Origin of the sequence: Rhodococcus sp. KRD162 (assembly GCF_017168335.1) — a bacterium.
In the GTDB taxonomy this organism is placed as follows: domain Bacteria; phylum Actinomycetota; class Actinomycetes; order Mycobacteriales; family Mycobacteriaceae; genus Rhodococcoides.
The window spans coordinates 184,163-208,010 of sequence record NZ_JABFAU010000015.1 but is presented as its reverse complement, the minus strand read 5'-3'; the positions used below and the strand labels follow the sequence as shown (position 1 = coordinate 208,010).

Below are 23,848 nucleotides of genomic sequence, written 5' to 3'. Positions count from 1 at the left end.
CGAGGTGGAGCAGGCCGAACGGCCCGTTCTACGACCAAGCGGCAAGAAAAGGACACTAAGCGTGGCGGGACAAAAGATCCGCATCAGGCTCAAGGCCTACGACCATGAGGCGATCGACGCGTCAGCGCGCAAGATCGTCGAAACGGTCACCCGTACGGGTGCCCGTGTCGTCGGACCGGTGCCGTTGCCGACAGAAAAGAACGTGTACTGCGTCATCCGTTCGCCGCACAAGTACAAGGACTCGCGCGAACATTTCGAGATGCGTACTCACAAGCGGCTCATTGACATCCTCGACCCGACACCGAAGACGGTGGACGCGCTGATGCGCATCGACCTCCCGGCCAGTGTCGACGTCAACATCCAGTGAGCGCGGAGACAACGATGACTGATAACAAGAATCGGCCTGCGACAGGAATTCTGGGCACCAAGCTCGGAATGACCCAGGTCTTCGACGAGAACAACCGCGTCGTTCCCGTGACCGTGATCAAGGCCGGCCCCAACGTGGTCACCCAGATCCGCACCCAGGAACGTGACGGCTACAGCGCCGTCCAGGTCGCATTCGGTGCGATCGACCCGCGCAAGGTGAACAAGCCCACCACCGGCCAGTTCGAGAAGGCAGGTGTCACGCCGCGTCGCCACATCGTGGAGATCCGTGTTGCCGACGCCTCGCAGTTCGAGGTCGGCCAGGAGCTGACCGCTGCAGTGTTCGAGGACGGCGCATACGTCGACGTCACCGGCACCAGCAAGGGCAAGGGCTTCGCCGGAACCATGAAGCGTCACGGCTTCAAGGGTCAGGGTGCGAGCCACGGTGCACAGGCCGTGCACCGTCGTCCCGGATCCATCGGTGGCTGCGCAACCCCCGGTCGCGTGTTCAAGGGAATGCGCATGTCCGGACGTATGGGTGGCGACCGCATCACGACGCAGAACCTCTCGGTCCACAAGGTGGACAGCGAGAACGGTCTGCTGCTGATCAAGGGAGCGATCCCGGGCCGTCGCGGCAACGTCGTGATCGTCAAGTCTGCATTGAAGGGTGGTGCACGGGCATGACCAGCCTCGAGAAGAACACCGAGACCAAGCTGACGCTCGATGTCAAGGAAGCCGGCGGCAAGACCAACGGCACCGTCGATCTCCCCGCGGAGATCTTCGACGCACCGGCGAACATCGCGCTGCTGCACCAGGTCGTCATCGCACAGCTGGCAGCTGCCCGTCAGGGAACCCACGCCACGAAGACTCGTGGCGAGGTCCGCGGCGGCGGCAAGAAGCCGTACCGGCAGAAGGGCACCGGCCGCGCCCGTCAGGGCTCGACCCGCGCTCCTCAGTTCGTCGGCGGTGGCACGGTTCACGGACCGCAGCCGCGCGACTACAGCCAGCGGACCCCCAAGAAGATGAAGGCCGCCGCACTGCGCGGAGCCCTCTCCGACCGGACCCGCAGCGAGCGCTTGCACGTCATCACCGAATTGGTTGCGGGACAGGTTCCGTCCACCAAGGGTGCGAAGACATTCCTCGCCGAGCTCTCGGGCCGCAAGAAGGTCCTGCTCGTCGTCGGCCGCGAGGACATCGCAGCCTGGAAGAGCGTGCAGAACCTGGACGGCGTGCACCCCATCGCACCCGACCAGCTCAACACCTACGACGTGCTCAATGCCGATGATGTCGTCTTCAGCGTGGAAGCGCTGAACACCTTTATCGCTGGGCCTGCAAAGAACGAGGAGGCAAGCAAGTGACCACGATCGCCGATCCCCGCGACATCTTGCTGGCACCGGTCATCTCCGAGAAGTCCTACGGACTGATCGAAGACGGCACCTACACGTTCCTGGTGCACCCGGACTCGAACAAGACGCAGATCAAGATTGCCGTCGAGAAAATCTTCGGCGTCACCGTGACCAGCGTCAACACGATGAACCGTCAGGGCAAGCGTAAGCGGACCCGGTTCGGTTACGGCAAGCGCAAGGACACCAAGCGCGCACTCGTAACGCTCTCCGCCGACAGCAAGCCCATCGAGATCTTCGGAGGTCCGGTCGCGTAAGCGGCTGGGACTCTTCGGATATAGAGGACGAGAAGACTCATGGCAATCCGTAAATACAAGCCGACAACCCCGGGCCGTCGTGGCTCCAGCGTGTCCGATTTCGCTGAGATCACGCGTTCGACCCCAGAGAAGTCGCTGATCCGCCCGCTGCACGGCCGCGGTGGACGTAACGCACACGGTCGTATCACCACCCGGCACAAGGGTGGCGGTCACAAGCGTGCGTACCGTCTCATCGATTTCCGTCGCAACGACAAGGACGGCGTGCCGGCCAAGGTCGCTCACATCGAGTACGACCCCAACCGCACCGCGAACATCGCTCTGCTGCACTTCGCAGACGGCGAGAAGCGCTACATCGTCGCACCCAAGGGCGTCTCCCAGGGTTCGCCGATCGAGCAGGGTGCCAATGCCGACATCAAGCCCGGCAACAACCTGCCCCTGCGCAACATCCCGACGGGTACGACCATCCACGCGGTCGAACTCCGCCCGGGCGGTGGCGCAAAGATGGCCCGCTCCGCTGGAGCGAGCATTCAGCTGCTCGGTAAGGAAGGCCCCTACGCCACGTTGCGTATGCCGTCCGGTGAAATCCGTCGCGTCGACGTGCGCTGCCGCGCAACCGTCGGCGAGGTCGGCAACGCCGAGCAGTCGAACATCAACTGGGGCAAGGCCGGCCGTATGCGCTGGAAGGGCAAGCGCCCGACCGTGCGTGGCGTCGTGATGAACCCGGTCGACCACCCGCACGGTGGCGGCGAGGGCAAGACCTCCGGTGGACGCCACCCGGTCAGCCCCTGGGGACAGCCGGAAGGCCGTACCCGCAAGAACAAGGCGAGCGACAAGCTGATCGTCCGTCGTCGTCGTACCGGCAAGAACAAGCGCTAGGAGGGAGTTCAGAATGCCACGCAGCCTGAAGAAAGGCCCGTTCGTAGACGATCACCTCCTCGCGAAGGTTGACGTCCAGAACGACAAGGGAACCAAGCAGGTCATCAAGACCTGGTCCCGTCGATCGACAATCCTCCCCGACTTCATCGGTCACACTTTCGCCGTCCACGACGGCCGCAAGCATGTGCCGGTGTTCGTGTCCGACTCGATGGTCGGCCACAAGCTCGGAGAGTTCGCACCGACCCGCACGTTCAAGGGTCACATCAAAGACGACCGGAAGGCGAAGAGGCGATGACCAACTTCACCCCCACCGCCAATCCAACTGCCAAGGCCGTAGCGAAGCACGTTCGCGTCACGCCGATGAAGGCACGTCGAGTCGTGGATCTGGTTCGCGGGCGCTCCGTCGAGGACGCGCTCAACATCCTCAAGTTCGCGCCGCAGGCAGCAAGCGAGCCGGTCGCCAAGGTGATCGCCTCCGCAGCGGCCAACGCCGAGAACAACCTGGATCTCGATCCCAGCACGCTGATCGTCGCGACGGCATTCGTCGACGAGGGTGCAACCCTCAAGCGATTCCAGCCGCGTGCTCAGGGCCGGGCATTCCGGATCCGCAAGCGCACCAGCCACATCACGGTGATCGTCGAAAGCCTGCCCAAGACCGGCGGAACGTCTCGTAACCGCCGTAAGGGCCAGGCGTCCAAGGAAGGGGCTCAGTAGTGGGTCAGAAAATCAACCCGCACGGCTTCCGCTTGGGTATCACCACTGACTGGAAGTCGCGTTGGTACGCAGACAAGCAGTACTCGGAGTACGTCAAAGAAGACGTCGCGATCCGCAAGCTCCTCGCCACCGGCATGGAGCGCGCGGGCATCGCGAAGGTCGAGATCGAGCGCACCCGTGACCGTGTTCGCGTGGACATCCACACGGCACGTCCCGGCATCGTCATCGGTCGTCGTGGCGCCGAGGCCGACCGCATTCGCGGCGCTCTCGAGAAGCTGACCGGCAAGCAGGTCCAGCTCAACATCCTCGAGGTCAAGAACGCCGAGTCCGAGGCTCAGCTCGTCGCCCAGGGTGTTGCCGAGCAGCTCAGCAACCGCGTCGCATTCCGTCGCGCGATGCGTAAGGCCATCCAGTCGGCGATGCGTCAGCCGAACGTCAAGGGCATCCGTGTCCAGTGCTCCGGCCGTCTCGGTGGCGCGGAGATGTCTCGCTCGGAGTTCTACCGCGAGGGACGCGTTCCCCTGCACACGCTCCGTGCCGACATCGACTACGGGCTGTACGAGGCCAAGACCACCTTCGGCCGCATCGGTGTGAAGGTATGGATCTACAAGGGCGACATCGTCGGTGGACGGCGTGAACTCGCCGCTGCTGCAGCTCCGGCTGCCGGTGCCGATCGCCCGCGTCGCGAGCGTCCCACGCGCCCGCGTCGTTCCGGTGCTTCGGGCACCACCGCGACCAGCACCGAAGCAGGTCGCGCGGCATCCGCAACCGAGGCTCCTGCCTCGACCGAGCCGAATCAGGAGGGCTGACGCATGTTGATCCCCCGCCGGGTCAAGCACCGCAAGCAGCACCACCCGAAGCGTTCGGGTACCGCCAAGGGCGGAACTCAGGTGACCTTCGGTGACTACGGCATTCAGGCTCTCGAGCCCGCCTACATCACCAACCGTCAGATCGAGTCCGCTCGTATCGCGATCACTCGCCACATCAAGCGTGGCGGCAAGGTCTGGATCAACATCTTCCCGGACCGCCCGCTCACCAAGAAGCCTGCCGAGACCCGCATGGGTTCCGGTAAGGGTTCGCCCGAGTGGTGGATCGCGAACGTCAAGCCGGGTCGCGTGCTCTTCGAGCTGTCGTACCCCGACGAGACCATCGCGCGTGAGGCACTCACTCGCGCAATCCACAAGTTGCCCATCAAGGCACGCATCATCACCAGGGAGGAGCAGTTCTGATGGCTACCGGAACCCCAGCCGCAGAGCTCCGCGAGCTCACCGGTGAAGAGCTGGTCACCAAGCTGCGTGAGTCGAAGGAAGAGCTGTTCAACCTTCGGTTCCAGATGGCTACCGGCCAGTTGGACAACAACCGTCGACTGCGCGTTGTGCGCCACGAAATTGCGCGTGTGTACACGGTGCTCCGTGAACGTGAGCTCGGCTTGGCCTCTGGTCCCTCCGAGGACACAGCAGGTGACGCAGCATGAGCGAGGAAAAAACTGTGACAGAAGAGCGCAACAACCGCAAGGTTCGGATCGGCTACGTCGTATCCGACAAGATGGAGAAGACGATCGTGGTCGAGCTGGAGGACAGGGTCAAGCACCCCCTCTACAGCAAGGTCATTCGTCGCACCACCAAGGTCAAGGCACATGACGAGAAGGGCGACGCCGGCGTAGGCGATCGCGTTCAGCTCATGGAGACCCGTCCGCTGTCCGCCACGAAGCACTGGCGTCTGGTCGAGGTCCTCGAAAAGGCCAAGTAAGCACTCTGTGCTCGAAAACCCACCTCCGGCAACGGGGGTGGGTTTTTCGTCGTGCCCGGTTCTTCGTCGTATCCGGTTCTACGTAGGGGAGTGCAGTCGATGTCCGTGGGACGACCGGCAAGCGTCAGCGTCGTCATCCCCGTCCTGAATGCAGTGCCTACCTTGGGAGCCCAACTCGACGCACTGGAAGGCCAAGACCACGGTGCCGGCTTCGAGGTGATCGTCAGCGACAGCGGATCAACCGATCGACTGCAGGAGTTCCTGCGTGCGCGGACGGCCGCCGGTGGGATTCGCGTGCGATATGTCGATGCGTCCGACTCCGCCGGCGTATCTCACGCACGCAATGTAGGCGCAGCTGCTGCGCACGGCGAGTTCTTGGCATTCTGCGACGCGGACGACATCGTCCGGCCCCAGTGGTTGAGCGCGCTGGTGGCAGCGGCTCCGACCAGCGATCTCGTCAGTGGCTCGTTGGACACATCGCTGGTGAACTCGGCCGCTGCCTACCGTCGACGGCCGATGAATCCGTCGTCGAAGAGTCTCGAGAGCGACTTTCTTCCGTATGCTCCCGGCTGCAACTTCGCGGTGTGGGCGTCGGTGTTCCACGCGGTGCACGGTTTCGACGAGACCCTGATGGCAACAGGTGAGGACCTGGACTTCTCCTGGCGCGTCCAGTTGGCGGGATTTCGATTCGCTCACGCCGAATCGGCCGTCGTCGACTACCGGCTCAGACCTACGTTGCGCGAGTACTGGTCTCAGGTTCGTCGATACGCGGTCGGCGACGTCGAGCTGTACCTCGGCTATCGCGAGTATGGTTTCCGGCGGGCCTCGGTCCGTGCGTTCCTTGCGCATGTGCTGAGGCTGATGGTAACCAATCCTATTGTGCCGCAGAAGCTCTCACGTACCCCATGCGAGCGGTGGTGCGGGGCCGCGGCCGTGGTGGCCGGCCATCTGCAAGGGTCGATCCGGCACCGGACGTTGTTCCTCTGACGGGGGAGTTCACCTGCCCAGCAGGCCCCCCAGTGCGCCGCCGACTCCGGCCTGCTCGCCGCTGCCGCTTCCGCCGACGAGTCCGCCCGGCGGTTGCTCCGAAGGCTGCACGACGACAAATCCTCGGCCGATGAACTCGAGTGTGAAGCGCTCACCGGTGGTGCGACCGATGAGGGTGCCGAGACCGAAGGAATCGTTCTTCTTCACCCGTGTCTGCAGCGAGGACGACCACGCGACCGCAGCCTGCGGGTCTGCGAACGTCGGTTGGTCGACGTCGAGTACGACAGGGATTCCGTCCGTGGTGATGGCAATCCGCCCGCTACCGGAGAACACGCAGTTGAAGAAGCCCGCGTTACCGCCCGCCGCAGCCCCCTGTACTCGTTTGACGTCATAGCTCAGCGAGGACTCGAAGGCCAGGACGTTGGCACCGTTGATCGTCAATCCGTCGGTGCCGTCCAGGTCTATCAGGTGGACGTCCTGCGCCGCATTGGCGAGGAAGAGGTCACCCCTGCCGGACACCTTCATCAGCGGCACACCCTCTCCGGACAGTGCCTGCTTGATCGCTCGGCCGATTCCACCGGAGCCCTGGGCCGCGAACTGAAGGTCGCCCTGGTACGCGACCATCGAACCCGCACGGGCCATGATCTCGCCGCTCAATCCGATTCGGCACATCTTGCTGCCCTGCTTCTGAATCCCCGAGCCGGGCACCTCGGCGTGGGCGGGGGCGAACAGTTCGCTTCTCATGGCCAGAGCTCCTTGGTGCGCAGGTGAATTCACGGTCGAGTCGGTGACGTGCGAGGACGGCGTAGTGGGCGCAGCGGGTTCGTCCGCGTCGATGCTGATTCCGAATGCGGTGGCCAACCCCGCCAATCCGCCCACATACCCCTGCCCGACGGCGCGGATCTTCCATCGATCACCGCGGCGGTAGACCTCGATGCACACGAGCGCCGACTCGTCGCCGAGGCCGTCTGCCGAGTACGAGACCTGAGGCGATGACGCGTCGGAGACGGTGACCGACACCGGTCCCGCAGCTGCGAAGGTCGTCGGTCCGGTGCCGTCGAGGGAGGCAGCGATGACGACGGTGTCGATATCGGGTGGAACGGCCGCCGGGTCCACGCGAACGAGATGACCGGAGGACGCGGGCCGGTAGTCGACGCCTGCACCCTCGGGCTGATTCCAGAAGACCATATCCGCGTCGGATCGGACGCGGCCGTTCGAGGCCAGCAACAGCGCCGAGACATCGACGTGCGTCGAACTGGTCAGTGCGACCGTCAGTGGTCCGGTGGGTGCGGGGCAGTTCTCCCCGCGTGCGAGGGCCTTCACAGAGCACCAGTGTGCCAGGCGTGCCTGCTCGACGAGAATCTGCCGAGCCGTCGAGGTGGGGTTTGAAGGTGTGCGTCAAGGGGTAGTACAGGAACCCAAGCGGGTGATCCTCGGGCTCATTCACTCCTTCTCGAGAAAGGGTGCTCACTATGCAGTGGTGGGGTTGGGTCATTGTGGCCCTCGTGTTGATAATTGCGATCGTGGCAGCAGTGTTGCTGGTTCAATCCCGGCGTCGATCCGGTGGCGTGATCATCGCTACTCGTCGGAGCAACCCGGACCCACACACGAAGTCATGAGCGAACAACTGATGCGGTCGAGTGAGATCGCCAAGCTGCCCGTTGTCACCTTCGCGGGCGAGGACGTCGCTCAGGTCAAGGACATCGTGTACGCCCCGGACGGCGGGGCCGTAGCAGGGTTCACTCTTGCCGGCCGTGGCCTGTTCTCGGGGCCGAAGAAAGAGGTCATGCCGTGGCGGTCGGTGGCCGCGCTCGGATCGGATGCAGTGATGATCCTCAGCGAGGACGCCCTCACCCCACCCGATCAGATGTTCACCTCGACCGAGCAGGACGGCGAGGATGCCGAGCCCGCACCGGAGCGTCGCGGAGATATCCTGGGTTCGACGGTTCTGACGGACACGGGAACGGACCTGGGCACTGTCGTCGACGTGATCATCGAGGTGAGCGGGCGGAACGGCGGACAATGCGATGTGGTCGGCTACGAAATCAAGTCCTCCGAGTCGATGAAGAACAAGGGGGCAACCGTGCTCATCCCGTTGCCGGACACCCTCGCGGCCTCGGGCGAACATCTCATGGTTCCGGCCAGTGCCACCGATTTCGTGCGTGACGACCTGGCAGGGTTCGGCGCGGCCGTCGATGCCTTCCGGGCGCAGCTGAAGGGAACTCGCTGATGTTGTTCTCCGAATCCATCGGTCGCAAGGTAGTGAGCACCTCCACCGCCGATACTGTCGGTGCAGTGGGGGAATTCCTCGTCGATCCGCGAAGTCGCACCGTCGCCGGTGTGCAGATCAAGAAGTGCAAGACCGGTGACGCGCTGACATGGTCCGGTATCTCCTCCTTCGGATCCGACGCAGTGACAGTCGAGTCGGTGGACACCATCGTCGAGATCGACACCGAGGACTCACTGTCCGGACTGCACGGTAAAGCTCACCGCGTGATCGGCAAACGCGCGCTCAGTACTGCCGGAGTCGATCTCGGCACAGTGGACGACGTGGAGTTCGACCCGGAGACAGGTGCGGTCACGTCGGTGATCGTCGATACCGTATCCATCGACGGACACACCCTCACCGGAGTCGGGTCGTACGCCGTCGTCCTCGATCATCGGGATCGCTGACCTACTCACCCATCACCCGTGGTCGGTTGATGCCCGGCGATGAACTCGCCGGGCATCCGGTCACGAACGCGCCAGCGTGATGACCTCTTCCTCGGTGGGTGGACTCTTCGGATGGTAGGACAGGCACAGCGGAGTGGCGGTGCGGCGGAACTCCGCGCCTTCGACCGCTGCATAGAACTGACCGGCAGGTAGTCGCCCGACGTCGGGAACCGACCCGCCCTTGACTCGCGCCATTTCCTGCGCGGCCTCGACCTGGGACGGGCTGTTGAGCAGTCCGTAGAACTGTGTCGAGGCATTTCCTGCGATTCGGTTGTGCAGGCCCTTGGGGGCTTGGGTGGCGAACACCAGGCCCAAACCGTACTTTCGTGCCTGCGACGCCAGAGCGAGCGTGCTGTGCGTCGCTGCGGTCGTCCGGTCCGAGGGCGCGAAGTTCTGCGCTTCGTCCATGACGAACAGCCCACCCAGTGGTCGATCGCCGGCGGGGTTCTTCTTGATCCAGGCGAACAACCCCATCTGAAGTTGATTGACGAAGCTCTGTTTCTGCTCGTCTGTGGTCAGGCCGGCCAGGTTGATCACCGAAACGCGGGCTTTCTTACCGTCGGCAGGGGTCAGCAGGACGGCCGGGTCCACCGGAGTGCCCGCACCGGCGAACATCGGGTCGTTCGCGGCAGCAGCCTTGAGGTTCTCGGCGAGACCTGCGGCGATGCGGACGGCGTCGCGCATCTCACTGGCATCGTCGGGGAACTCCTCGAGCAGATCGACGAAGTCGGCCAAATCGCCGCCCTGAGGCCGTCGACCGAACAGGTCGAGTGCCGATTTCAACACTGCCCGGCCGTGTTTGGCCTTCTGCGACGTACCGAGAACGCCGGCTGCGGGTTCGAGTGAGGCCAGCGCGGACTCGACCGAGGCCTCGAACTCGTCGGCGTCACCGAGCACGCTGACGAAATCGGGAAGCGGCTGAAAGCTGAGTGGGCGACCGGAGGATTTACGCGGCGTCCACACCACGACGTCGGTATCGCGCAGGTATGCGGCAGCTTTGGCTTCGTCGCCCGGCGGCCAGGTCCGCTCGTCCTCGGGCCACGCAGTGCCAAGCCGGGCGAGGTCGTTGTTCACGTCGAGGACGATCGCCGAAACACCTTGCAGTGCACATTCTTCCACCAGTCTGCGGATCAGTACCGTCTTGCCCGAGCCGGATCCTGCGAAGATGGCAGTGTGCTTACGCAGTGCCTCGAGCGGCACTGCGACGTCCGCGCCGGTACTGAGCTCCGAGCCCACCACGATGGCGGGCCTGCGCGGCTGCATCTGCGACGCGGCCGCGCTGGTGGTCTCGGGCTCGATCAGGGCAGTGTCATCGTCGACGACACTCACTGCAGGCAGCACTTCCCCGAACAGTGTCACCTCGTGCGCGGGCTTGCGCGCCAGCAGCCAGGACGTGAGCGCTGGGGAGTTCTCGGTCAGCAGGATCGACAGGGCCGCAAGCGCCCTGCGGTCCTCGTCGGAAAAGGGCACCACCACGCCACCGGCGCGCCGCAACGCAGCAATCGTCTGCTCGGTCTTCGCTCCGTTGGGCCACGGATCGTTTCTGATCAGGATCAGCCGTCGTCGAGGCATGTCGATGTGCAGGCCCGCCGTGGTCACTGCACGCTCGACCCGCGCCAGGGCCGCTCGGGCATTACCCGAGGTCACCGCACGAAAGCACCAGTGCTCTTCGTCGTCGGTATCGGTATCGACAGTGTGACGCAGCCGCGCGTGCAGCGCAGGCTTGCCGCTCGGCGGCGGGTCCTGGGCGAGGCTGTCATCGGAGGATTGATGCTCGTGAATCCACGCCGTCAGACCTGCGGACAGTAGTGCGGGGAAGATCGAGTCCTCGCTGTCCGGTCGCAGCGGAACCGACACATCGACCTGTTCGCGAAGCTGCTTGTAGCGCTCGTCGAGCGCGTCGAGCTCACTGACTCTGGCCGTGGGAAGCTCGGGAGTATCCGCCGGACCGGACTTGTCCGTGAAACTTTCCAGCTCCGACGCGACCCCGGTGTCCAGGCAATGCCGGATGTGCCGGTCGACGGCGATGAGAAGCTGACGCGGAGTGAAGTCCGGGGCCTGCTCGAACGCCTCGGGTGCCACCGGCCACGTCGGGTGCGGCGGAGTGAACCCGGCTTCGAGGAAGCACGCGGCCAGGCGGCGTCCGAGCAGCAGGCGGCCTATGTCCGAGGACGGGATCGGTTTGAGCGTCTGTGTGACTCGGAAGCGGTCCCGCATGGGAGCCACGCCGCGTGCCGCGATCAGCTCCCACGCACTCGACAATGCCGACAGCACCGACGCGGTGCGGGGGAGTGTCTCGCGCAGCGACATCAGGCCGTGGGCGAGCTGCTCGACGACCTTGTCCTCTTGTGCGTCGGCGAACTCCTGATCGGATCCGGTGCGCGACTGAGCGACCAGGGTGTCGATCTGGTCTATCGCAAGAATCGTCGGGCCGGTGATCGCGAGCAGGCGAGAGATGTTCTCGGCGATGCCTTGATGCCCGAGCTCGGCGCGGCGGATGCCCCACGCCGAGAACTCCTCGGGATCGACGTCGTCGATCGATTGCAGATACGCATCGCCCAGGTCCTGCACGACCGCATCCGGGGCGATGGACAGTACCAAGGCGCGCAGCGTGTGCTGTGAGGTCCGGCGGTGTCGCGGGTGGACCTTGTACACCGCGGTGACGAAAGCGTCGAGTGTCTCGGCGTCGATCATCTCCTCGCCCATGATCCGCGCGCGCTGCTCCTCCGACACGTCACCGATCTCGCACAGGCGTCGGAGCAACAGACCGAGCTGACTGTCGGATCCTCGACCGGACGGGCGCATCAAGTCGTCGAGCATCCCCATCAGTGTCGAGCGCCAGAATCCGGCCGCGTCGAGGAGCCGGATCAGGAAGAAGTACCCGCCCTTGCCCTGTACTTCCTCACGCACCTGGCCCAGCAGGTGTGTCTTGCCCGAGCCGGCGGGCCCGCGCACGACCACACCGAGCGGGCTGGCGTCGTCGGACGCATCGGCGTCGTCGTAAGCATTCATGACCTCGTGGAACACCCGCTCGTGCATCCCCGGCACGTGCACGTTCGACTGGGAACGCCATACGTCGTCGGGGGTCGGTGCCCAGCTCAGCCGCACCGATTCGAGAGCATGGATCTGCTCGTTGTCCGTCATCGTCGACTCAACGCCCATCATGATTCGATCGAGAGAAGGTGGTTGTGCTGATTTCCAACGAAGACCGCGGCAGCGCGTTCCTCTTCGGTCAGCGTTTTCTGGTTTTCTTCCGGGATCAGCGAGACGTCCTCGCAGCGCCGCAGTCGCGCGAGGGCGTCGTCGAGTTCGGTCCTGGGGATCTCCGGCAACTGACTTCGTAGCCGGGACAGTCGAACCGTCGAACCGGGTTCGCGAGCGAGCCGCGCGTAGGCAGCGCGAATTGCTGCCTCGATGTCGACGGTCGCGTCGATACCGTCGGTGGGTGCAGCCGAGTTCGCTCGGGGGAAGAACACATCGGCCGGACGAGTGTCGGTGCGATCGAACCACCGGCGCACACCGGCCAACACGGTGAACAGGGCCTTCCCGGCACCAGTCGATCGAGCTGGTGGTTCACCCCCGATGAGTTCGCCGCAGACCCGCCAGCCCTTGTCGGTCAGTTCGAGGGTCATCGGACGCACCGAGGTATTCACCTCGATCAGACCAGCGTTGGTCAACTTGTCGCGAGAAGACTTGGGCAGCTCGGGGCCGAGGGTTCTGAGTGCGGAATTCTTGACCGGACTCGCCTCGGCCATCAGAACCAGCAGTACCGCTGCCTCGGTTCCGTTCAGGTCTTCGGTGGTCATCGAGGATCCCCCTTCGATCGTCTTCTCGATACTGCCTCGCGGATGGTAGCGACCGCGCGGTGCGGGTCGTCGATCACCTGAGCGTTGGTGAACCGCAACACCATGTACCCCTCGGTCTGCAGTCGGTTGTCGCGAACGCGGTCCTCGGCGAAACGCTCGGCGGCACGGTGCTCGTTGCCGTCGATCTCCACGATCACTCTCTCGGTGCGCCACAGTACGTCCACAGTGAACGGCCGGCCGAGCTCGCCGAGTCTGATCGATCGATTGTGCTCTCGCCCGGCGGCCCACTCGTGCACGTCGAGTGCTCGGTACAGCCGCTTCTCCGGATCGCTGGCCGGGTGTGGGTGCCCCGCGATCGGCGGGTAGCTCAGCGGCCGGAAGCGTTCCAGAACGGTATCGACACCTTGTGGAACGGCGGGTGCGCGCACCCGTACCGAGGGGAATCTGTCCATCCCCGACGCCCCGGCTCCCGTCGGCCACACCGCCATCTCGCCGTGGCTGCACAGCCACTCGGCGGCAGTCCCCGCTACCGCGACGTCGACGTCTGTGGGCAACACCAACACCAGCGCGGTTGTGGTGCGCTGCGAGGCCGCGGCCAGTACGCGCGCCGATCCGGCGGCCCGGGTTTCCACGGTGAATGCGTCCCGGCGCACCGGACGCTGCGCAATGCACGACTCGGCGAGAGAACCGACATAGGGGCCGAAGTGGGCAGTGTCTGCGGCGAGCCGAACCGCGGCCGCGCGGGCAGCGCGCCTGTCCAGAGTCGATGCGCCGCCGTGATGATCGAACTCGGTGAGCCAGAGCGGAACCGAGGCCACTGCCGCACTCTCGAGTTCGGCGACTATCGCCTCGACGAGGTCTACGGTCCGGGTGGCGGATGCGGGATCGACTGTGTAGAAGTTGATCGCCGGAGCATCGGCAGGCAGGGGATCGACGGAATCGGCGAGCTCGCGGGCGGACGCCCCGTGTATTCGGGCGACTCGATCCAGGGGCAGCCCGGACCACCATCGGTCGACATCGGTCGTCGTCGACGTCGACGGCACGCCTTGCTGATCCGAAGGATGATCCATCCCTGAAACCGTACCGAGAGTTCGGGGCTGGACGGCAACAGCGCAGCTCGGGCCGATCGCGATTTGGATCCGCATGACCCGTTCCCCTACACTTGACCGGTTGCCTGTGGCAGCGGTGTGTCTTCGTGCGCCCGTGCCCGGCAGCCGACCGCGCGTGTCGGGACGGAAATCCGGCACGTACGTACATCCAGGTCAAGGAGAAGTGAGTGATTCAGCAGGAGTCGCGAGTACGCGTCGCTGATAACACGGGCGCGAAGGAAATCCTTTGCATCCGCGTTCTCGGTGGCTCGTCACGTCGCTACGCCGGAATCGGCGACATCATCGTAGCTACGGTGAAGGACGCCATCCCCGGTGGAAACATCAAGAAGGGTGAGGTCGTCAAGGCCGTCATCGTCCGCACCGTCAAGGAGCGTCGTCGTCCGGATGGCTCGTACATCCGCTTCGACGAGAACGCTGCGGTGCTGATCAAGCCGGACAACGATCCCCGTGGAACCCGCATCTTCGGCCCGGTCGGCCGTGAGCTGCGTGAGAAGAAGTTCATGAAGATCGTCTCGCTCGCCCCGGAGGTGCTGTAAATGAAGGTGCACAAGGGCGACACCGTTCTCGTGATCGCAGGCAAGGACAAGGGTGCCAAGGGCAAGGTCATTCAGGCCTACCCCGCTGACTCCAAGGTTCTGGTCGAGGGTGTGAACCGCATCAAGAAGCACACCGCGGTCTCCGCCAACCAGCGCGGCGCATCCTCGGGCGGCATCGTCACCCAGGAAGCCCCGATCCACGTATCGAACGTCGCAGTGGTCGACTCGGACGGAAACCCCACTCGCGTGGGCTACCGGACCGACGAGGAAACCGGCAAGCGCGTTCGTGTTTCCCGGAAGAACGGGAAGGACATCTGAGATGACTACCACCGAAAACATCGCGGGCGCACAGCCCCGCCTCAAGGCGCGCTACCGCGCCGAGATCAAAGACGCCCTGAACACCGAATTTGCATACGAGAACGTCATGCAGATCCCCGGTGTCGTCAAGGTCGTCGTCAACATGGGTGTCGGCGACGCCGCCCGTGACGCCAAGCTGATCAACGGTGCAGTTGCCGACCTCGCTGCCATCACCGGCCAGAAGCCGGAGATCCGCAAGGCCCGCAAGTCCATCGCGCAGTTCAAGCTGCGCGAGGGAATGCCCATCGGCGCACGCGTCACCCTCCGTGGCGACCGCATGTGGGAGTTCCTCGACCGTCTGGTCTCCATTGCCCTTCCCCGAATCAGGGACTTCCGCGGCCTCTCGGGCACGCAGTTCGACGGCAACGGAAACTACACGTTCGGCCTCAACGAGCAGTCGATGTTCCACGAGATCGATGTGGACAAGATCGACCGTCCGCGCGGCATGGACATCACCGTAGTAACCACCGCAACCAACAACGAAGAAGGCCGCGCGCTGCTCAAGCACCTCGGCTTCCCGTTCAAGGAGAACTGAGTCCATGGCGAAGAAGGCACTGGTCAACAAGGCCAACAAGAAGCCGAAGTTCGCGGTGCGCGCATACACTCGCTGCAACCGCTGCGGCCGTCCCCATTCCGTGTTCCGCAAGTTCGGCCTCTGCCGTATCTGCGTGCGCGAGATGGCACACGCCGGAGAGCTTCCCGGAGTTCACAAGAGCTCCTGGTGATCTGAAGCCTGCGGGCTTCACCACACCATGAACAATGGGCGTGGGTTCCTTTCGAGGAGCCCACGCCCATTTTTCGTCGTTGTCTCGCTCGCGAGTCTCACACGGACCACGACCGGCTTCGTAGATTCAGCGAGCACACCAGATGCTCCGCCGCATGCTGATCGCCGCTGTTCACCATCAGCAGCAGGCCCCGCTCGGACATCGCCGCCGCAAGCGCGGCAACGGGAACGGTTCGACAGCCCGGCGGCATCGTACGGCTACCCAGTTCCCGATAGGTATCGCCGATCGCGGCCGTGTCCTCGGCCGCGTCGAAACCCCAGATGGTCACGAAATGACCTACGTTCCAATCGAATTCGGTCAGTCCGCCGGTGTGAACGTTGGCCAGCACACCGAAGCGGAATCGCGCGTCGGCGAGGCGGGTCAGCAGCAGTGACACCTCCGATGCACCCGGCTGCGCGATCGAAACGACGAGGACGCGGTTCCCGGTCGCAGCTTCGATGCCCGCCGCCAGACCCGCTGCGCTCGTCCCCGCCGCTTCGATGGACTCTGACGTCGACAGCGCATCCCACCCATCGGTGATCCTCGGAGAACCGGGAGGGCGAGCGGCGTGGAACTCACCCGGCCAGATCGTCGAGCCCGACGCGACCGCGATGGCCGTGATGTCGGGAATGTCGTCGTCGAGAACGGCCGCCAGCGCGACCGAAGCCGAGAACGGTCCACAGAGTTGATCCGGTTGTGGCAGGGCATGCTCGAGGGCAGACAGCAGTGCTGTTGCTCCGGTGAAGCGGTGCAGCATGTCAGTAGATCCAGCGCAGCGATTCGAGCAGTTCGTCCTCGGTGTGACCGGCCGCCCACGCGGCGTCGGCGTCGCGGCAGGCGACGAACGCGCCGAGAAGGTCCGAGCCCAACACGTCCGCGACCAGTGCGGAGGACAACAGGTTCTCGCGCTGCTGGTCGTGGGTGGTGGCCAACGGGGAGATACCGGCGGCCTCGCGACGCGCATCGTCCCAACCGCCCACGTCCTCCTGGACGGGTCGCGGCAACGGTGCCGCATCTGCCACCCCCGACAGGCCGGCCGCGATCGTCACCGCCAGCGCCAGATACGGGTTCGCGGACGCATCGCAGGCCTTCAACTCGACATTGGTGTGCTCCGAGCCGAGAAGAGGGGTGGCCGGCACCAGTCGTACCGCTGCCTCGCGGTTTTCGACGCCCCAGAACCCGAAGGCCCCCGCCCAGTAGCCGGGTCGACGACGCAGCAGCGAGCCCGAACTCGGTGCCGTGACGGCGACCAGACCGGGCAGCTCGCGCACCAGACCGGCAATGTACGACCGCCCGGTCTCGGACAAGCCGTGTTCTCCGTCGCCGGTGAGGGCGTTGTGACCGTCGCGAACGAGCGAGGTGTGCAGGTGCCAACCATTGCCGGCATTGCTCGACGACGGTAGGGGAGCGAAGCTGGCCCGCAATCCCCGTGCTCGTGCCGCTGCGTGGATGGTTTGCCTGGCCAGCACCTGTGCATCGGCTGCGGCAAGGGGATCGAGCGGGCTGAGCGCGATCTCGAGCTGGGAACCGCCGTACTCGGCATGGATCTGACCGATACCGAGACCGTTCCGGGACAGGTCTCGGAGCAGTTGCACAACGAATTCGTCGACATCGCGCATCGCGTTGGCGGAGTACGCCGGCCCTCGATGAGCGGGCAGCCCGTCGGATTCGCGGGTGAGCGCACATTCGATCTCGAATCCGGCCCGCACCTCGAAGCCCGCGTCGGCTGCGCGCCTCACCTGACGCTCGAGTACGGCTCGCTGATCGTAGGGCCACGCCGAGCCGTCGGCCGAGACTTGCCGGCCGTGCGCCCAGGCCAAACCGGGCTGCCCGGCGAGGGGGACCACACTCGACGTGGTGTCGATCACCGGGATCAACCGCACATCGCCGGACGGCGTCGCGAGTCCACCGTGGGCGAAGGTGATCCCGTCGTGCGAATCGAACACCGCGAACACCGAGGTGATGCCGACCCCGCGACGTGCGGCGGCGGCCAGTTCTGCGGTCGGCACGGTGCGGGAACGCACGACGCCGTTGTTGTCGACCCAGCCGATGGTCACCCCGACGATGTTGTCGTCCCGCAGAGTGTGAGTCAGGTGTGCGAGATCAACTGGCTGCGAGTCCGTCATGAGCCGACGTTAGCGAAGAAGTGACTCTCGGGGTGTCCGACTGGACCAGAGCTACCGCACAATGGTAGGGCGATTTGGTCTTCGGGTGCGCGATGCCTACACTAGAGCGGTTGCCCGGGCTTCGTCGTGCCTGCACGCGAGTCCTTGCAATACACAATGCAACCTCGAGTACTCCGTACGTCAGCATTGAACATGCGGAAGCTCGTAACACCTGGCAGTGCAGCGATGCACTGCTTGGAGCGCAACCCCTGACCGGCAACAGTCGGTCAGGACATGTTCACTTCGCTGTAGGCCCACGATGTGACGAGCCAGGCCCGTTGGTTTCCACGAAACTCACAGGCACCAGCCCGCGCGTGCTGCATGGGAACCGCTGCGAGAAAGGTGCACAGGTCACACCATGACGATGACCGATCCAATTGCAGACTTCTTGACCCGTCTGCGCAACGCCAACTCGGCGTACCACGACGAGGTGAAGCTTCCCCACTCGAAGCTCAAGGCGAACATCGCCGAGATCCTCAAGCGCGAGGGCTACATCTCCGATTACCGCACGGAAGACGCCGAGGTGGGCAAGACCCTCATCGTCGATCTGAAGTACGGCCCGAGCCGTGAGCGCAGCCTCGCCGGCGTGCGACGCGTCTCCAAGCCCGGTCTCCGGGTCTACGCAAAATCCACCAATCTGCCCAAGGTTCTCGGCGGCCTGGGCGTGGCGATCATCTCCACGTCCACCGGTTTGCTCACGGAGCGTCAGGCGGCCAAGCAGGGTGTGGGCGGAGAAGTCCTCGCCTACGTCTGGTAGGGAGGCCACCACCATGTCACGTATTGGAAAGCTGCCAGTAGCAGTTCCCGCTGGCGTCGATATCACCATCGACGGCCAGAACGTTGCGGTCAAGGGCCCCAAGGGTGCCCTGAGCCTGACGGTTGCCGAGCCCATCCAGATCGCGCGCGCCGACGACGGCTCCATTGCCGTCACCCGGCCCGACGACGAGCGTAAGAGCCGCTCGCTGCACGGTCTCTCGCGCACTCTCGTCGCGAACCTCATCACCGGTGTCACCAACGGTTACACCACCAAGATGGAGATTCACGGTGTCGGTTACCGCGTCGTACTCAAGGGCAAGGACCTCGAGTTCGCACTCGGTTACAGCCATCCCGTGCTGATCGAAGCACCGGAAGGCATCACGTTCACGGTCGAGTCGCCCACGCGATTCACCGTTGTCGGCATCGACAAGCAGAAGGTCGGTCAGATCTCGGCCAACATTCGTCGTCTGCGGCGTCCCGACCCGTACAAGGGCAAGGGCATCCGCTACGAGGGTGAAGTGATCCGCCGCAAGGTCGGAAAGACGGGTAAGTGATATGAGCCAGCAAACAGCAGACAAGGCGAACGTCGTCAAGCGCACTCCGCGTGGCACCGACGTCTCGACGAAGCGTCGCCTGTCGAAGGCACGTCGCCACTTCCGCCTTCGCAAGAAGATCTCCGGTACCCCCGAGCGTCCCCGTTTGGTCGTCAACCGGTCCTCGCGTCACATCCACGTCCAGTTGATCGACGATCTCGCGGGCCACACGCTTGCCAGCGCGTCGAGCATCGAGGCAGACGTGCGTGCACTCGACGGAGACAAGAAGGCCGTCAGCACGAAGGTCGGCGAGCTCATCGCTGCCCGTGCCAAGGCTGCCGGTATCGAAGCGGTCGTGTTCGACCGTGGCGGAAACAGCTACAGCGGCCGCATCGCGGCTCTGGCAGACGCGGCTCGCGAAGGCGGGTTGACGTTCTGATGATGACAATGACTGACAACGGAAGGACAGCCTGATGCCGGGACGTCAACGGCGTGACGGCGGAAGCGGCCCCGCCGGACAGAACAGTGGCCCCAACGCAGGTGGCGACAACAACCAGCGCGGCGACAACCGCGGTGGCGGTCGTGACCGTCGTGACAACGGCCGTGGCGGCAACGCTGCGGACAAGTCGAACTTCATCGAGAAGGTCGTCACGATCAACCGTGTCTCCAAGGTGGTCAAGGGTGGTCGACGCTTCAGCTTCACCGCCCTCGTCATCGTCGGTGACGGCAACGGATTGGTCGGCGTCGGCTACGGCAAGGCCAAGGAAGTTCCCGCGGCCATCCAGAAGGGTGTCGAGGAGGCTCGCAAGAGCTTCTTCCGCGTCCCGATGATCGCCGGCACCATCACGCACCCCGTCCAGGGCGAGGCCGCTGCAGGCGTCGTCATGTTGCGTCCGGCCAGTGCCGGTACCGGTGTGATCGCCGGTGGCGCGGTGCGCGCGGTGCTCGAATGCGCCGGTGTCCACGACGTGCTGTCGAAGTCGCTCGGTAGCGACAACGCCATCAACGTCGTGCACGCAACCGTCGCAGCCCTCAAGGGTCTGCAGCGTCCCGAGGAAGTTGCGGCTCGCCGCGGCCTGACCCTCGAAGAGGTTGCACCCGCCGGAATGCTGCGCGCACGCGCACAGGCAGGAGCGGTGAAGTAATGGCTCAGCTGAAGGTCACCCAGATCAAGAGCACCATCGGCCAGAAGGCGAACCAGCGTGACAGCCTGCGTACTCTCGGGCTCAAGGGCATCCGCCAGACGGTCGTCCGCGAGGACAACCCGCAGAACCGCGGACTGGTCAACACGGTGCGCCACCTCGTAACTGTTGAGGAGGTCTAACCATGACCATCAAACTGCACCACCTGCGCCCCGCAGCCGGATCCAAGTCGTCGAAGATTCGCGTCGGCCGCGGTGAAGGTGGCAAGCGTGGCAAGACCGCAGGTCGCGGTACCAAGGGAACCGGCGCACGCAAGAACGTGCCGGCCCGCTTCGAGGGTGGACAGATGCCGCTCCAGATGCGGCTCCCGAAGCTCAAGGGCTTCACCAACCGCAACCGTGTCGTGTTCCAGGTCGTGAACCTGCGCGATATCGAGCGTCTGTTCCCCGAGGGTGGTCAGATCGGTATCCCCGAGCTGGTCGCCAAGGGAGCTGTTCGCAAGAACGAGCTCGTCAAGGTTCTCGGAGACGGAAACCTCACCGTGAAGGTCGATATCTCGGCCAACAAGTTCACGGGCTCCGCCAAGGAAAAGATCGCCGCTGCCGGCGGTTCTGCTACCGAGGTATGAGCACCGCTTCGGTGCACTGATCGGTAGTGCGCCGGACATCCGTTCGTGACGATGGCCGCAGCCACAGCTCTCGCAGCTGAGCTGCGGCCATCGTTGCCTACGCGGTGCGCCCCGCAGCGCGACCGAACGGGCAGGGGCCAACACTGACCGTCGGGTGGTTCGCGGCGCACTGTTAGAGTTCTAGAGTTCACAGAAGTTCGTATCGATGCGGGCGATGAATGTCGCCAGCAGTCCATGCTCGTGAGGCTCATGGGAGTACACGCTCCCTGCGAAGCGCTCGCGGCGTCAACGCAGTCGTGCCAGGAGGATCTTTGCTTTCCGCCTTCGTGTCGGCCCTCAGGACTCCTGACCTGAGACGGAAGATCCTCTTCACGCTCGGTCTGGTGGCCCTGTATCGCTTCGGTGCCACCTTGCCGTCGCCGGGTGTCGATTACGCCAATGTCCGAGCATGCATCGACCAGGTCTCCGGTGGAGATTCGGCAGGCATCTACTCGTTGATCAACCTGTTCTCCGGTGGAGCGCTCCTTCAGCTGTCGGTGTTCGCGATCGGCATCATGCCGTACATCACCGCCAGCATCATCGTGCAGCTGCTCACCGTCGTCATCCCGAAGTTCGAGGAACTCCGCAAGGAGGGACAGTCGGGACAGGCCAAGATGACGCAGTACACGCGCTATCTGTCGATCGCGCTGGCCATCCTGCAGGCGACCGGCCTGGTGGCCCTCGCTTCGCGCGGACAGCTTCTGCAGGGATGCCAACAGGACATCATTGCCGACCAATCCATCTTCGGTCTCGTCATCATCGTCCTGGTCATGACAGCAGGCGCAGCGATCGTCATGTGGTTCGGCGAGGTCATCACCGAACGCGGTGTCGGCAACGGAATGTCGCTGCTGATCTTCGCCGGAATCGCCTCGCGCATTCCGTCCGAGGGCAACTCGATCCTCGAGAGCCGTGGTGGCCTGGTGTTCGGGTTCGTCTGCTTCGCAGCGTTCCTCATCATCACCGGCGTCGTGTTCGTCGAGCAGGGCCAGCGCAGAATTCCCGTCCAGTACGCAAAGCGCATGGTCGGTCGAAAGATGTACGGCGGCTCCTCGACGTACCTGCCGCTCAAGGTCAACCAGGCGGGCGTCATCCCGGTGATCTTCGCGTCCTCACTGCTGTACCTGCCGAATCTGATCGCGCAGCTCACCTCGGCCAATACAGCCGCAAATCCGAGTTGGTGGCAGCGCATCATCAACGAGTATCTGGTGAACCCCGCCAACCCGGTGTACATCGCCATCTTCTTCGGTCTGATCGTCTTCTTCACGTACTTCTACGTGGCGATCACGTTCAATCCCGAAGAGCGGGCCGACGAGATGAAGAAATTCGGCGGGTTCATCCCCGGGATTCGTCCCGGCAAGCCGACTGCGGATTACCTCAACTACGTCCTCAGTCGCATCACGCTCCCCGGCTCGATCTACCTGGGCACGATTGCCGTGCTCCCGAACCTGTTCCTCGACATCGGCAGTTCGGGTGGCGGCGGGAATCTTCCGTTCGGTGGTACGGCCGTGCTGATCATGGTCAGTGTCGGACTCGATACCGTGAAGCAGATCGAAAGCCAGCTCATGCAGCGCAACTACGAAGGGTTCCTCAAGTGAGACTTGTCCTGCTCGGTCCCCCCGGTGCCGGCAAAGGCACCCAGGCAGTGCTCCTGTCCGAGAAGCTGGGCGTGCCCCACATCTCCACCGGAGATCTGTTTCGTGCGAATATCGGCGAGAAGACCCCGCTCGGATTGGAAGCGAAGAAATACCTCGATGCCGGCGATCTGGTGCCGAGCGAGCTGACCGTCGATATGGTCCGCAGTCGTCTCGCCGAGCCCGACGCCGTCAACGGCTTTCTGCTCGACGGGTTTCCGCGTTCGGTCGGCCAGGCCGAGGCGCTGGTGGGCATCCTGTCCGATCTGAACACCAAGCTCGACGCCGTGCTCTCGTTCGTCGTGGACGAGGACGTCGTTGTCGACCGCATGCTCGCGCGCGGACGTGAGGACGACAAAGAGGACGTCATTCGCAACCGGCTCAAGGTGTACCGAGACGAGACCGCTCCGCTGCTCGACTACTACGCCGGGCAGCTCGTCACGGTCGACGCCATCGGCGAGGTGGAAGAAGTCAACGCACGCGCGCTCGAAGCCATCGAGAACCACGGTAAGTAAATGGCATTCGGCCGTAAACGCAAGGTCGTACCGTTCCGCAGTGCAGGCGAGCTCGATGCCATGGCCGCGGCCGGTGCGGTCGTCGGTGCTGCGCTGGTGGCCGTTCGAGAAGCCGCTGTTCCCGGGGTATCGACGCTCGAACTCGACCGGGTGGCCGAGGCGGTCATTCGGGACGCCGGCGCCGTGCCCTCGTTCCTGGGCTACCACGGCTTCACCGGCAGCATCTGCTCCTCGGTCAACGATCGTGTAGTGCACGGCATCCCGTCGGCCGACGAGTTGTTGGTGGCCGGAGATCTGGTGTCCATCGATTGTGGAGCAGTGCTCGACGGTTGGCACGGCGACTCCGCGTGGACCTTCGGCGTCGGCGACATCATCGAGGCCGATTCGATGCTGAGCGAGGCCACGAGGCTGTCGATGGAAGCAGGCATCGCCGCGATGCTTCCCGGCAACCGCCTCACGGACGTCTCGCACGCCATCGAAACCGGAACACACGCGGCGGAGCAGGCGCACGGCCGCAAGTACGGAATCGTCGACGGTTACGGCGGTCATGGCATCGGTCGGGAAATGCACATGGAACCGTTCCTGGCGAACGAGGGTGCACCGGGCAAGGGCCCGGAGTTGGTGGTCGGGTCGACACTGGCGATCGAACCGATGCTGACGCTCGGCACCTACGAGACCGACACCCTCGACGACGGCTGGACCGTGGTGACCACGGACGGGTCGAGATCCGCGCACTGGGAACACACGGTCGCCGTGACCGAAGACGGTCCCCGAATCCTGACTCTTCGCCCTCGCTAGCGCTACCA

The 23,848-nt window shown here is 64.4% G+C and carries 33 protein-coding genes; 27 read left to right on the top strand and 6 right to left on the bottom strand.

Annotation, left to right across the window (positions count from 1 at the left end):
- Positions 1-61 precede the first annotated feature (61 nt).
- The 12 genes from rpsJ (at position 62) to J1M87_RS21750 (ending at position 6,349) form a co-directional block, all read left to right on the top strand.
- Complete coding sequence (rpsJ, locus tag J1M87_RS21805) at positions 62-367, top strand: 30S ribosomal protein S10 (protein WP_003938093.1); 306 nt, start codon at positions 62-64, stop codon at positions 365-367.
- A 14-nt stretch (positions 368-381) separates the two neighbouring features.
- Positions 382-1,047, top strand: a complete 666-nt coding sequence (gene rplC / locus J1M87_RS21800; RefSeq protein ID WP_206491877.1) for a 50S ribosomal protein L3 — start codon at positions 382-384, stop codon at positions 1,045-1,047.
- On the top strand, positions 1,044-1,721 hold the full coding sequence (gene rplD, locus J1M87_RS21795) for a 50S ribosomal protein L4 (RefSeq protein ID WP_206491876.1): 678 nt from the start codon (positions 1,044-1,046) through the stop codon (positions 1,719-1,721). Before rplC ends, rplD begins: the two co-directional genes overlap by 4 nt.
- Positions 1,718-2,023 (top strand): 50S ribosomal protein L23, encoded by a 306-nt coding sequence (rplW, locus tag J1M87_RS21790; RefSeq protein ID WP_206491875.1) that lies wholly within the window; start codon positions 1,718-1,720, stop codon positions 2,021-2,023. The genes rplD and rplW overlap by 4 nt, the downstream gene beginning before the upstream one ends.
- A gap of 39 nt (positions 2,024-2,062) precedes the next feature.
- A complete protein-coding gene (gene rplB, locus J1M87_RS21785) occupies positions 2,063-2,899 on the top strand; it encodes a 50S ribosomal protein L2 (RefSeq protein ID WP_206491874.1) in 837 nt (278 codons plus the stop codon).
- A 13-nt stretch (positions 2,900-2,912) separates the two neighbouring features.
- Positions 2,913-3,194 carry a 30S ribosomal protein S19 gene (gene rpsS, locus J1M87_RS21780; protein ID WP_008718309.1) on the top strand — a complete coding sequence of 94 codons (282 nt, stop codon included), beginning with the start codon at positions 2,913-2,915 and terminating at the stop codon, positions 3,192-3,194.
- A complete protein-coding gene (gene rplV / locus J1M87_RS21775; RefSeq protein WP_037188319.1) occupies positions 3,191-3,613 on the top strand; it encodes a 50S ribosomal protein L22 in 423 nt (140 codons plus the stop codon). The genes rpsS and rplV overlap by 4 nt, the downstream gene beginning before the upstream one ends.
- The gene (gene rpsC / locus J1M87_RS21770; RefSeq protein WP_206491873.1) at positions 3,613-4,422 is read left to right on the top strand and encodes a 30S ribosomal protein S3; all 810 of its coding nucleotides are present in this window, start codon (positions 3,613-3,615) and stop codon (positions 4,420-4,422) included. The genes rplV and rpsC overlap by 1 nt, the downstream gene beginning before the upstream one ends.
- Positions 4,423-4,425: 3 nt before the next feature.
- Positions 4,426-4,842, top strand: coding sequence for a 50S ribosomal protein L16 (gene rplP / locus J1M87_RS21765; protein ID WP_206491872.1), 417 nt, complete (start codon positions 4,426-4,428; stop codon positions 4,840-4,842).
- Positions 4,842-5,087: a 50S ribosomal protein L29 gene (gene rpmC / locus J1M87_RS21760; RefSeq protein WP_008718301.1), complete on the top strand. Its 246-nt coding sequence runs from the start codon at positions 4,842-4,844 to the stop codon at positions 5,085-5,087. The genes rplP and rpmC overlap by 1 nt, the downstream gene beginning before the upstream one ends.
- The gene (gene rpsQ / locus J1M87_RS21755) at positions 5,084-5,362 is read left to right on the top strand and encodes a 30S ribosomal protein S17 (protein ID WP_068380845.1); all 279 of its coding nucleotides are present in this window, start codon (positions 5,084-5,086) and stop codon (positions 5,360-5,362) included. Before rpmC ends, rpsQ begins: the two co-directional genes overlap by 4 nt.
- Before the next feature lie 99 nt (positions 5,363-5,461).
- A complete protein-coding gene (locus J1M87_RS21750; protein WP_206491871.1) occupies positions 5,462-6,349 on the top strand; it encodes a glycosyltransferase family 2 protein in 888 nt (295 codons plus the stop codon).
- Between the two features lie 9 nt (positions 6,350-6,358).
- Here the strand turns inward: J1M87_RS21750 and J1M87_RS21745 are convergent, their stop codons facing one another.
- The gene (locus tag J1M87_RS21745; RefSeq protein WP_206491870.1) at positions 6,359-7,672 is read right to left on the bottom strand and encodes an AIM24 family protein; all 1,314 of its coding nucleotides are present in this window, start codon (positions 7,670-7,672) and stop codon (positions 6,359-6,361) included.
- Positions 7,673-7,964: 292 nt separating this feature from the next.
- Here J1M87_RS21745 and J1M87_RS21740 point away from each other — a divergent pair, with 292 nt between their 5' ends.
- Complete coding sequence (locus tag J1M87_RS21740) at positions 7,965-8,579, top strand: PRC-barrel domain-containing protein (protein ID WP_206491869.1); 615 nt, start codon at positions 7,965-7,967, stop codon at positions 8,577-8,579.
- Positions 8,579-9,022, top strand: coding sequence for a PRC-barrel domain-containing protein (locus tag J1M87_RS21735; protein WP_206491868.1), 444 nt, complete (start codon positions 8,579-8,581; stop codon positions 9,020-9,022). The genes J1M87_RS21740 and J1M87_RS21735 overlap by 1 nt, the downstream gene beginning before the upstream one ends.
- A gap of 60 nt (positions 9,023-9,082) precedes the next feature.
- Here J1M87_RS21735 and J1M87_RS21730 read toward each other — a convergent pair whose 3' ends face one another.
- From J1M87_RS21730 to J1M87_RS21720, 3 genes are read right to left on the bottom strand one after another with little or no spacing between them, the layout of a single operon-like run.
- Positions 9,083-12,205: an ATP-binding protein gene (locus J1M87_RS21730; RefSeq protein WP_206491867.1), complete on the bottom strand. Its 3,123-nt coding sequence runs from the start codon at positions 12,203-12,205 to the stop codon at positions 9,083-9,085.
- Between the two features lie 17 nt (positions 12,206-12,222).
- Positions 12,223-12,867: a hypothetical protein gene (locus tag J1M87_RS21725; RefSeq protein ID WP_206491866.1), complete on the bottom strand. Its 645-nt coding sequence runs from the start codon at positions 12,865-12,867 to the stop codon at positions 12,223-12,225.
- On the bottom strand, positions 12,864-13,937 hold the full coding sequence (locus tag J1M87_RS21720; protein WP_206491865.1) for an endonuclease domain-containing protein: 1,074 nt from the start codon (positions 13,935-13,937) through the stop codon (positions 12,864-12,866). The genes J1M87_RS21725 and J1M87_RS21720 overlap by 4 nt, the downstream gene beginning before the upstream one ends.
- Positions 13,938-14,143: 206 nt before the next feature.
- Here J1M87_RS21720 and rplN point away from each other — a divergent pair, with 206 nt between their 5' ends.
- The 4 genes from rplN to J1M87_RS21700 are packed head-to-tail and all read left to right on the top strand — an operon-like array spanning position 14,144 to position 15,594.
- Positions 14,144-14,512, top strand: a complete 369-nt coding sequence (gene rplN, locus J1M87_RS21715; protein ID WP_008718280.1) for a 50S ribosomal protein L14 — start codon at positions 14,144-14,146, stop codon at positions 14,510-14,512.
- Positions 14,513-14,830 carry a 50S ribosomal protein L24 gene (rplX, locus tag J1M87_RS21710; protein WP_032397537.1) on the top strand — a complete coding sequence of 106 codons (318 nt, stop codon included), beginning with the start codon at positions 14,513-14,515 and terminating at the stop codon, positions 14,828-14,830.
- A gap of 1 nt (position 14,831) precedes the next feature.
- Positions 14,832-15,404, top strand: coding sequence for a 50S ribosomal protein L5 (rplE, locus tag J1M87_RS21705; protein WP_206491864.1), 573 nt, complete (start codon positions 14,832-14,834; stop codon positions 15,402-15,404).
- A gap of 4 nt (positions 15,405-15,408) precedes the next feature.
- Positions 15,409-15,594 (top strand): type Z 30S ribosomal protein S14, encoded by a 186-nt coding sequence (locus J1M87_RS21700; protein WP_206491863.1) that lies wholly within the window; start codon positions 15,409-15,411, stop codon positions 15,592-15,594.
- A 97-nt stretch (positions 15,595-15,691) separates the two neighbouring features.
- Here J1M87_RS21700 and J1M87_RS21695 read toward each other — a convergent pair whose 3' ends face one another.
- Positions 15,692-16,390 (bottom strand): hypothetical protein, encoded by a 699-nt coding sequence (locus J1M87_RS21695; protein ID WP_206491862.1) that lies wholly within the window; start codon positions 16,388-16,390, stop codon positions 15,692-15,694.
- A gap of 1 nt (position 16,391) precedes the next feature.
- Positions 16,392-17,759, bottom strand: a complete 1,368-nt coding sequence (locus tag J1M87_RS21690; protein ID WP_206491861.1) for a glutamine synthetase family protein — start codon at positions 17,757-17,759, stop codon at positions 16,392-16,394.
- 397 nt (positions 17,760-18,156) lie between these two features.
- Here J1M87_RS21690 and rpsH point away from each other — a divergent pair, with 397 nt between their 5' ends.
- From rpsH to map, 9 genes are all read left to right on the top strand, one after another.
- Positions 18,157-18,555 (top strand): 30S ribosomal protein S8, encoded by a 399-nt coding sequence (gene rpsH, locus J1M87_RS21685; protein ID WP_008718266.1) that lies wholly within the window; start codon positions 18,157-18,159, stop codon positions 18,553-18,555.
- Between the two features lie 13 nt (positions 18,556-18,568).
- The gene (gene rplF / locus J1M87_RS21680) at positions 18,569-19,108 is read left to right on the top strand and encodes a 50S ribosomal protein L6 (protein WP_206491860.1); all 540 of its coding nucleotides are present in this window, start codon (positions 18,569-18,571) and stop codon (positions 19,106-19,108) included.
- A gap of 1 nt (position 19,109) precedes the next feature.
- A complete protein-coding gene (gene rplR, locus J1M87_RS21675; protein WP_241257311.1) occupies positions 19,110-19,526 on the top strand; it encodes a 50S ribosomal protein L18 in 417 nt (138 codons plus the stop codon).
- Between the two features lie 34 nt (positions 19,527-19,560).
- The gene (rpsE, locus tag J1M87_RS21670) at positions 19,561-20,232 is read left to right on the top strand and encodes a 30S ribosomal protein S5 (protein WP_206491859.1); all 672 of its coding nucleotides are present in this window, start codon (positions 19,561-19,563) and stop codon (positions 20,230-20,232) included.
- Positions 20,232-20,411 carry a 50S ribosomal protein L30 gene (rpmD, locus tag J1M87_RS21665; protein ID WP_008718256.1) on the top strand — a complete coding sequence of 60 codons (180 nt, stop codon included), beginning with the start codon at positions 20,232-20,234 and terminating at the stop codon, positions 20,409-20,411. The genes rpsE and rpmD overlap by 1 nt, the downstream gene beginning before the upstream one ends.
- Before the next feature lie 2 nt (positions 20,412-20,413).
- On the top strand, positions 20,414-20,857 hold the full coding sequence (rplO, locus tag J1M87_RS21660) for a 50S ribosomal protein L15 (RefSeq protein WP_206491858.1): 444 nt from the start codon (positions 20,414-20,416) through the stop codon (positions 20,855-20,857).
- A 311-nt stretch (positions 20,858-21,168) separates the two neighbouring features.
- Positions 21,169-22,491, top strand: coding sequence for a preprotein translocase subunit SecY (gene secY, locus J1M87_RS21655; RefSeq protein WP_206491857.1), 1,323 nt, complete (start codon positions 21,169-21,171; stop codon positions 22,489-22,491).
- Positions 22,488-23,042: an adenylate kinase gene (locus J1M87_RS21650; RefSeq protein ID WP_206491856.1), complete on the top strand. Its 555-nt coding sequence runs from the start codon at positions 22,488-22,490 to the stop codon at positions 23,040-23,042. Before secY ends, J1M87_RS21650 begins: the two co-directional genes overlap by 4 nt.
- On the top strand, positions 23,043-23,840 hold the full coding sequence (gene map, locus J1M87_RS21645; protein ID WP_206491855.1) for a type I methionyl aminopeptidase: 798 nt from the start codon (positions 23,043-23,045) through the stop codon (positions 23,838-23,840). It abuts the gene before it with no gap.
- The last annotated feature ends 8 nt before the right edge of the window (positions 23,841-23,848 follow it).

Excerpts from the sequence above, each read along its gene's own strand:
- rplC (WP_206491877.1), top strand. The coding sequence starts at position 382 with ATGACTGATAACAAGAATCGGCCTGCGACAGGAATTCTGGGCACCAAG.
- rplD (WP_206491876.1), top strand. The coding sequence starts at position 1,044 with ATGACCAGCCTCGAGAAGAACACCGAGACCAAGCTGACGCTCGATGTC.
- rplB (WP_206491874.1), top strand. The coding sequence starts at position 2,063 with ATGGCAATCCGTAAATACAAGCCGACAACCCCGGGCCGTCGTGGCTCC.
- rpsS (WP_008718309.1), top strand. The coding sequence starts at position 2,913 with ATGCCACGCAGCCTGAAGAAAGGCCCGTTCGTAGACGATCACCTCCTC.
- rplV (WP_037188319.1), top strand. The coding sequence starts at position 3,191 with ATGACCAACTTCACCCCCACCGCCAATCCAACTGCCAAGGCCGTAGCG.
- rplP (WP_206491872.1), top strand. The coding sequence starts at position 4,426 with ATGTTGATCCCCCGCCGGGTCAAGCACCGCAAGCAGCACCACCCGAAG.
- rpmC (WP_008718301.1), top strand. The coding sequence starts at position 4,842 with ATGGCTACCGGAACCCCAGCCGCAGAGCTCCGCGAGCTCACCGGTGAA.
- rpsQ (WP_068380845.1), top strand. The coding sequence starts at position 5,084 with ATGAGCGAGGAAAAAACTGTGACAGAAGAGCGCAACAACCGCAAGGTT.
- J1M87_RS21750 (WP_206491871.1), top strand. The coding sequence starts at position 5,462 with ATGTCCGTGGGACGACCGGCAAGCGTCAGCGTCGTCATCCCCGTCCTG.
- J1M87_RS21740 (WP_206491869.1), top strand. The coding sequence starts at position 7,965 with ATGAGCGAACAACTGATGCGGTCGAGTGAGATCGCCAAGCTGCCCGTT.
- J1M87_RS21735 (WP_206491868.1), top strand. The coding sequence starts at position 8,579 with ATGTTGTTCTCCGAATCCATCGGTCGCAAGGTAGTGAGCACCTCCACC.
- J1M87_RS21730 (WP_206491867.1), bottom strand. The coding sequence starts at position 12,205 with ATGACGGACAACGAGCAGATCCATGCTCTCGAATCGGTGCGGCTGAGC.
- J1M87_RS21725 (WP_206491866.1), bottom strand. The coding sequence starts at position 12,867 with ATGACCACCGAAGACCTGAACGGAACCGAGGCAGCGGTACTGCTGGTT.
- J1M87_RS21720 (WP_206491865.1), bottom strand. The coding sequence starts at position 13,937 with ATGGATCATCCTTCGGATCAGCAAGGCGTGCCGTCGACGTCGACGACG.
- rplX (WP_032397537.1), top strand. The coding sequence starts at position 14,513 with ATGAAGGTGCACAAGGGCGACACCGTTCTCGTGATCGCAGGCAAGGAC.
- rplE (WP_206491864.1), top strand. The coding sequence starts at position 14,832 with ATGACTACCACCGAAAACATCGCGGGCGCACAGCCCCGCCTCAAGGCG.
- J1M87_RS21700 (WP_206491863.1), top strand. The coding sequence starts at position 15,409 with ATGGCGAAGAAGGCACTGGTCAACAAGGCCAACAAGAAGCCGAAGTTC.
- J1M87_RS21695 (WP_206491862.1), bottom strand. The coding sequence starts at position 16,390 with ATGCTGCACCGCTTCACCGGAGCAACAGCACTGCTGTCTGCCCTCGAG.
- J1M87_RS21690 (WP_206491861.1), bottom strand. The coding sequence starts at position 17,759 with ATGACGGACTCGCAGCCAGTTGATCTCGCACACCTGACTCACACTCTG.
- rpsH (WP_008718266.1), top strand. The coding sequence starts at position 18,157 with ATGACGATGACCGATCCAATTGCAGACTTCTTGACCCGTCTGCGCAAC.
- rplF (WP_206491860.1), top strand. The coding sequence starts at position 18,569 with ATGTCACGTATTGGAAAGCTGCCAGTAGCAGTTCCCGCTGGCGTCGAT.
- rplR (WP_241257311.1), top strand. The coding sequence starts at position 19,110 with ATGAGCCAGCAAACAGCAGACAAGGCGAACGTCGTCAAGCGCACTCCG.
- rpsE (WP_206491859.1), top strand. The coding sequence starts at position 19,561 with ATGCCGGGACGTCAACGGCGTGACGGCGGAAGCGGCCCCGCCGGACAG.
- rpmD (WP_008718256.1), top strand. The coding sequence starts at position 20,232 with ATGGCTCAGCTGAAGGTCACCCAGATCAAGAGCACCATCGGCCAGAAG.
- rplO (WP_206491858.1), top strand. The coding sequence starts at position 20,414 with ATGACCATCAAACTGCACCACCTGCGCCCCGCAGCCGGATCCAAGTCG.
- map (WP_206491855.1), top strand. The coding sequence starts at position 23,043 with ATGGCATTCGGCCGTAAACGCAAGGTCGTACCGTTCCGCAGTGCAGGC.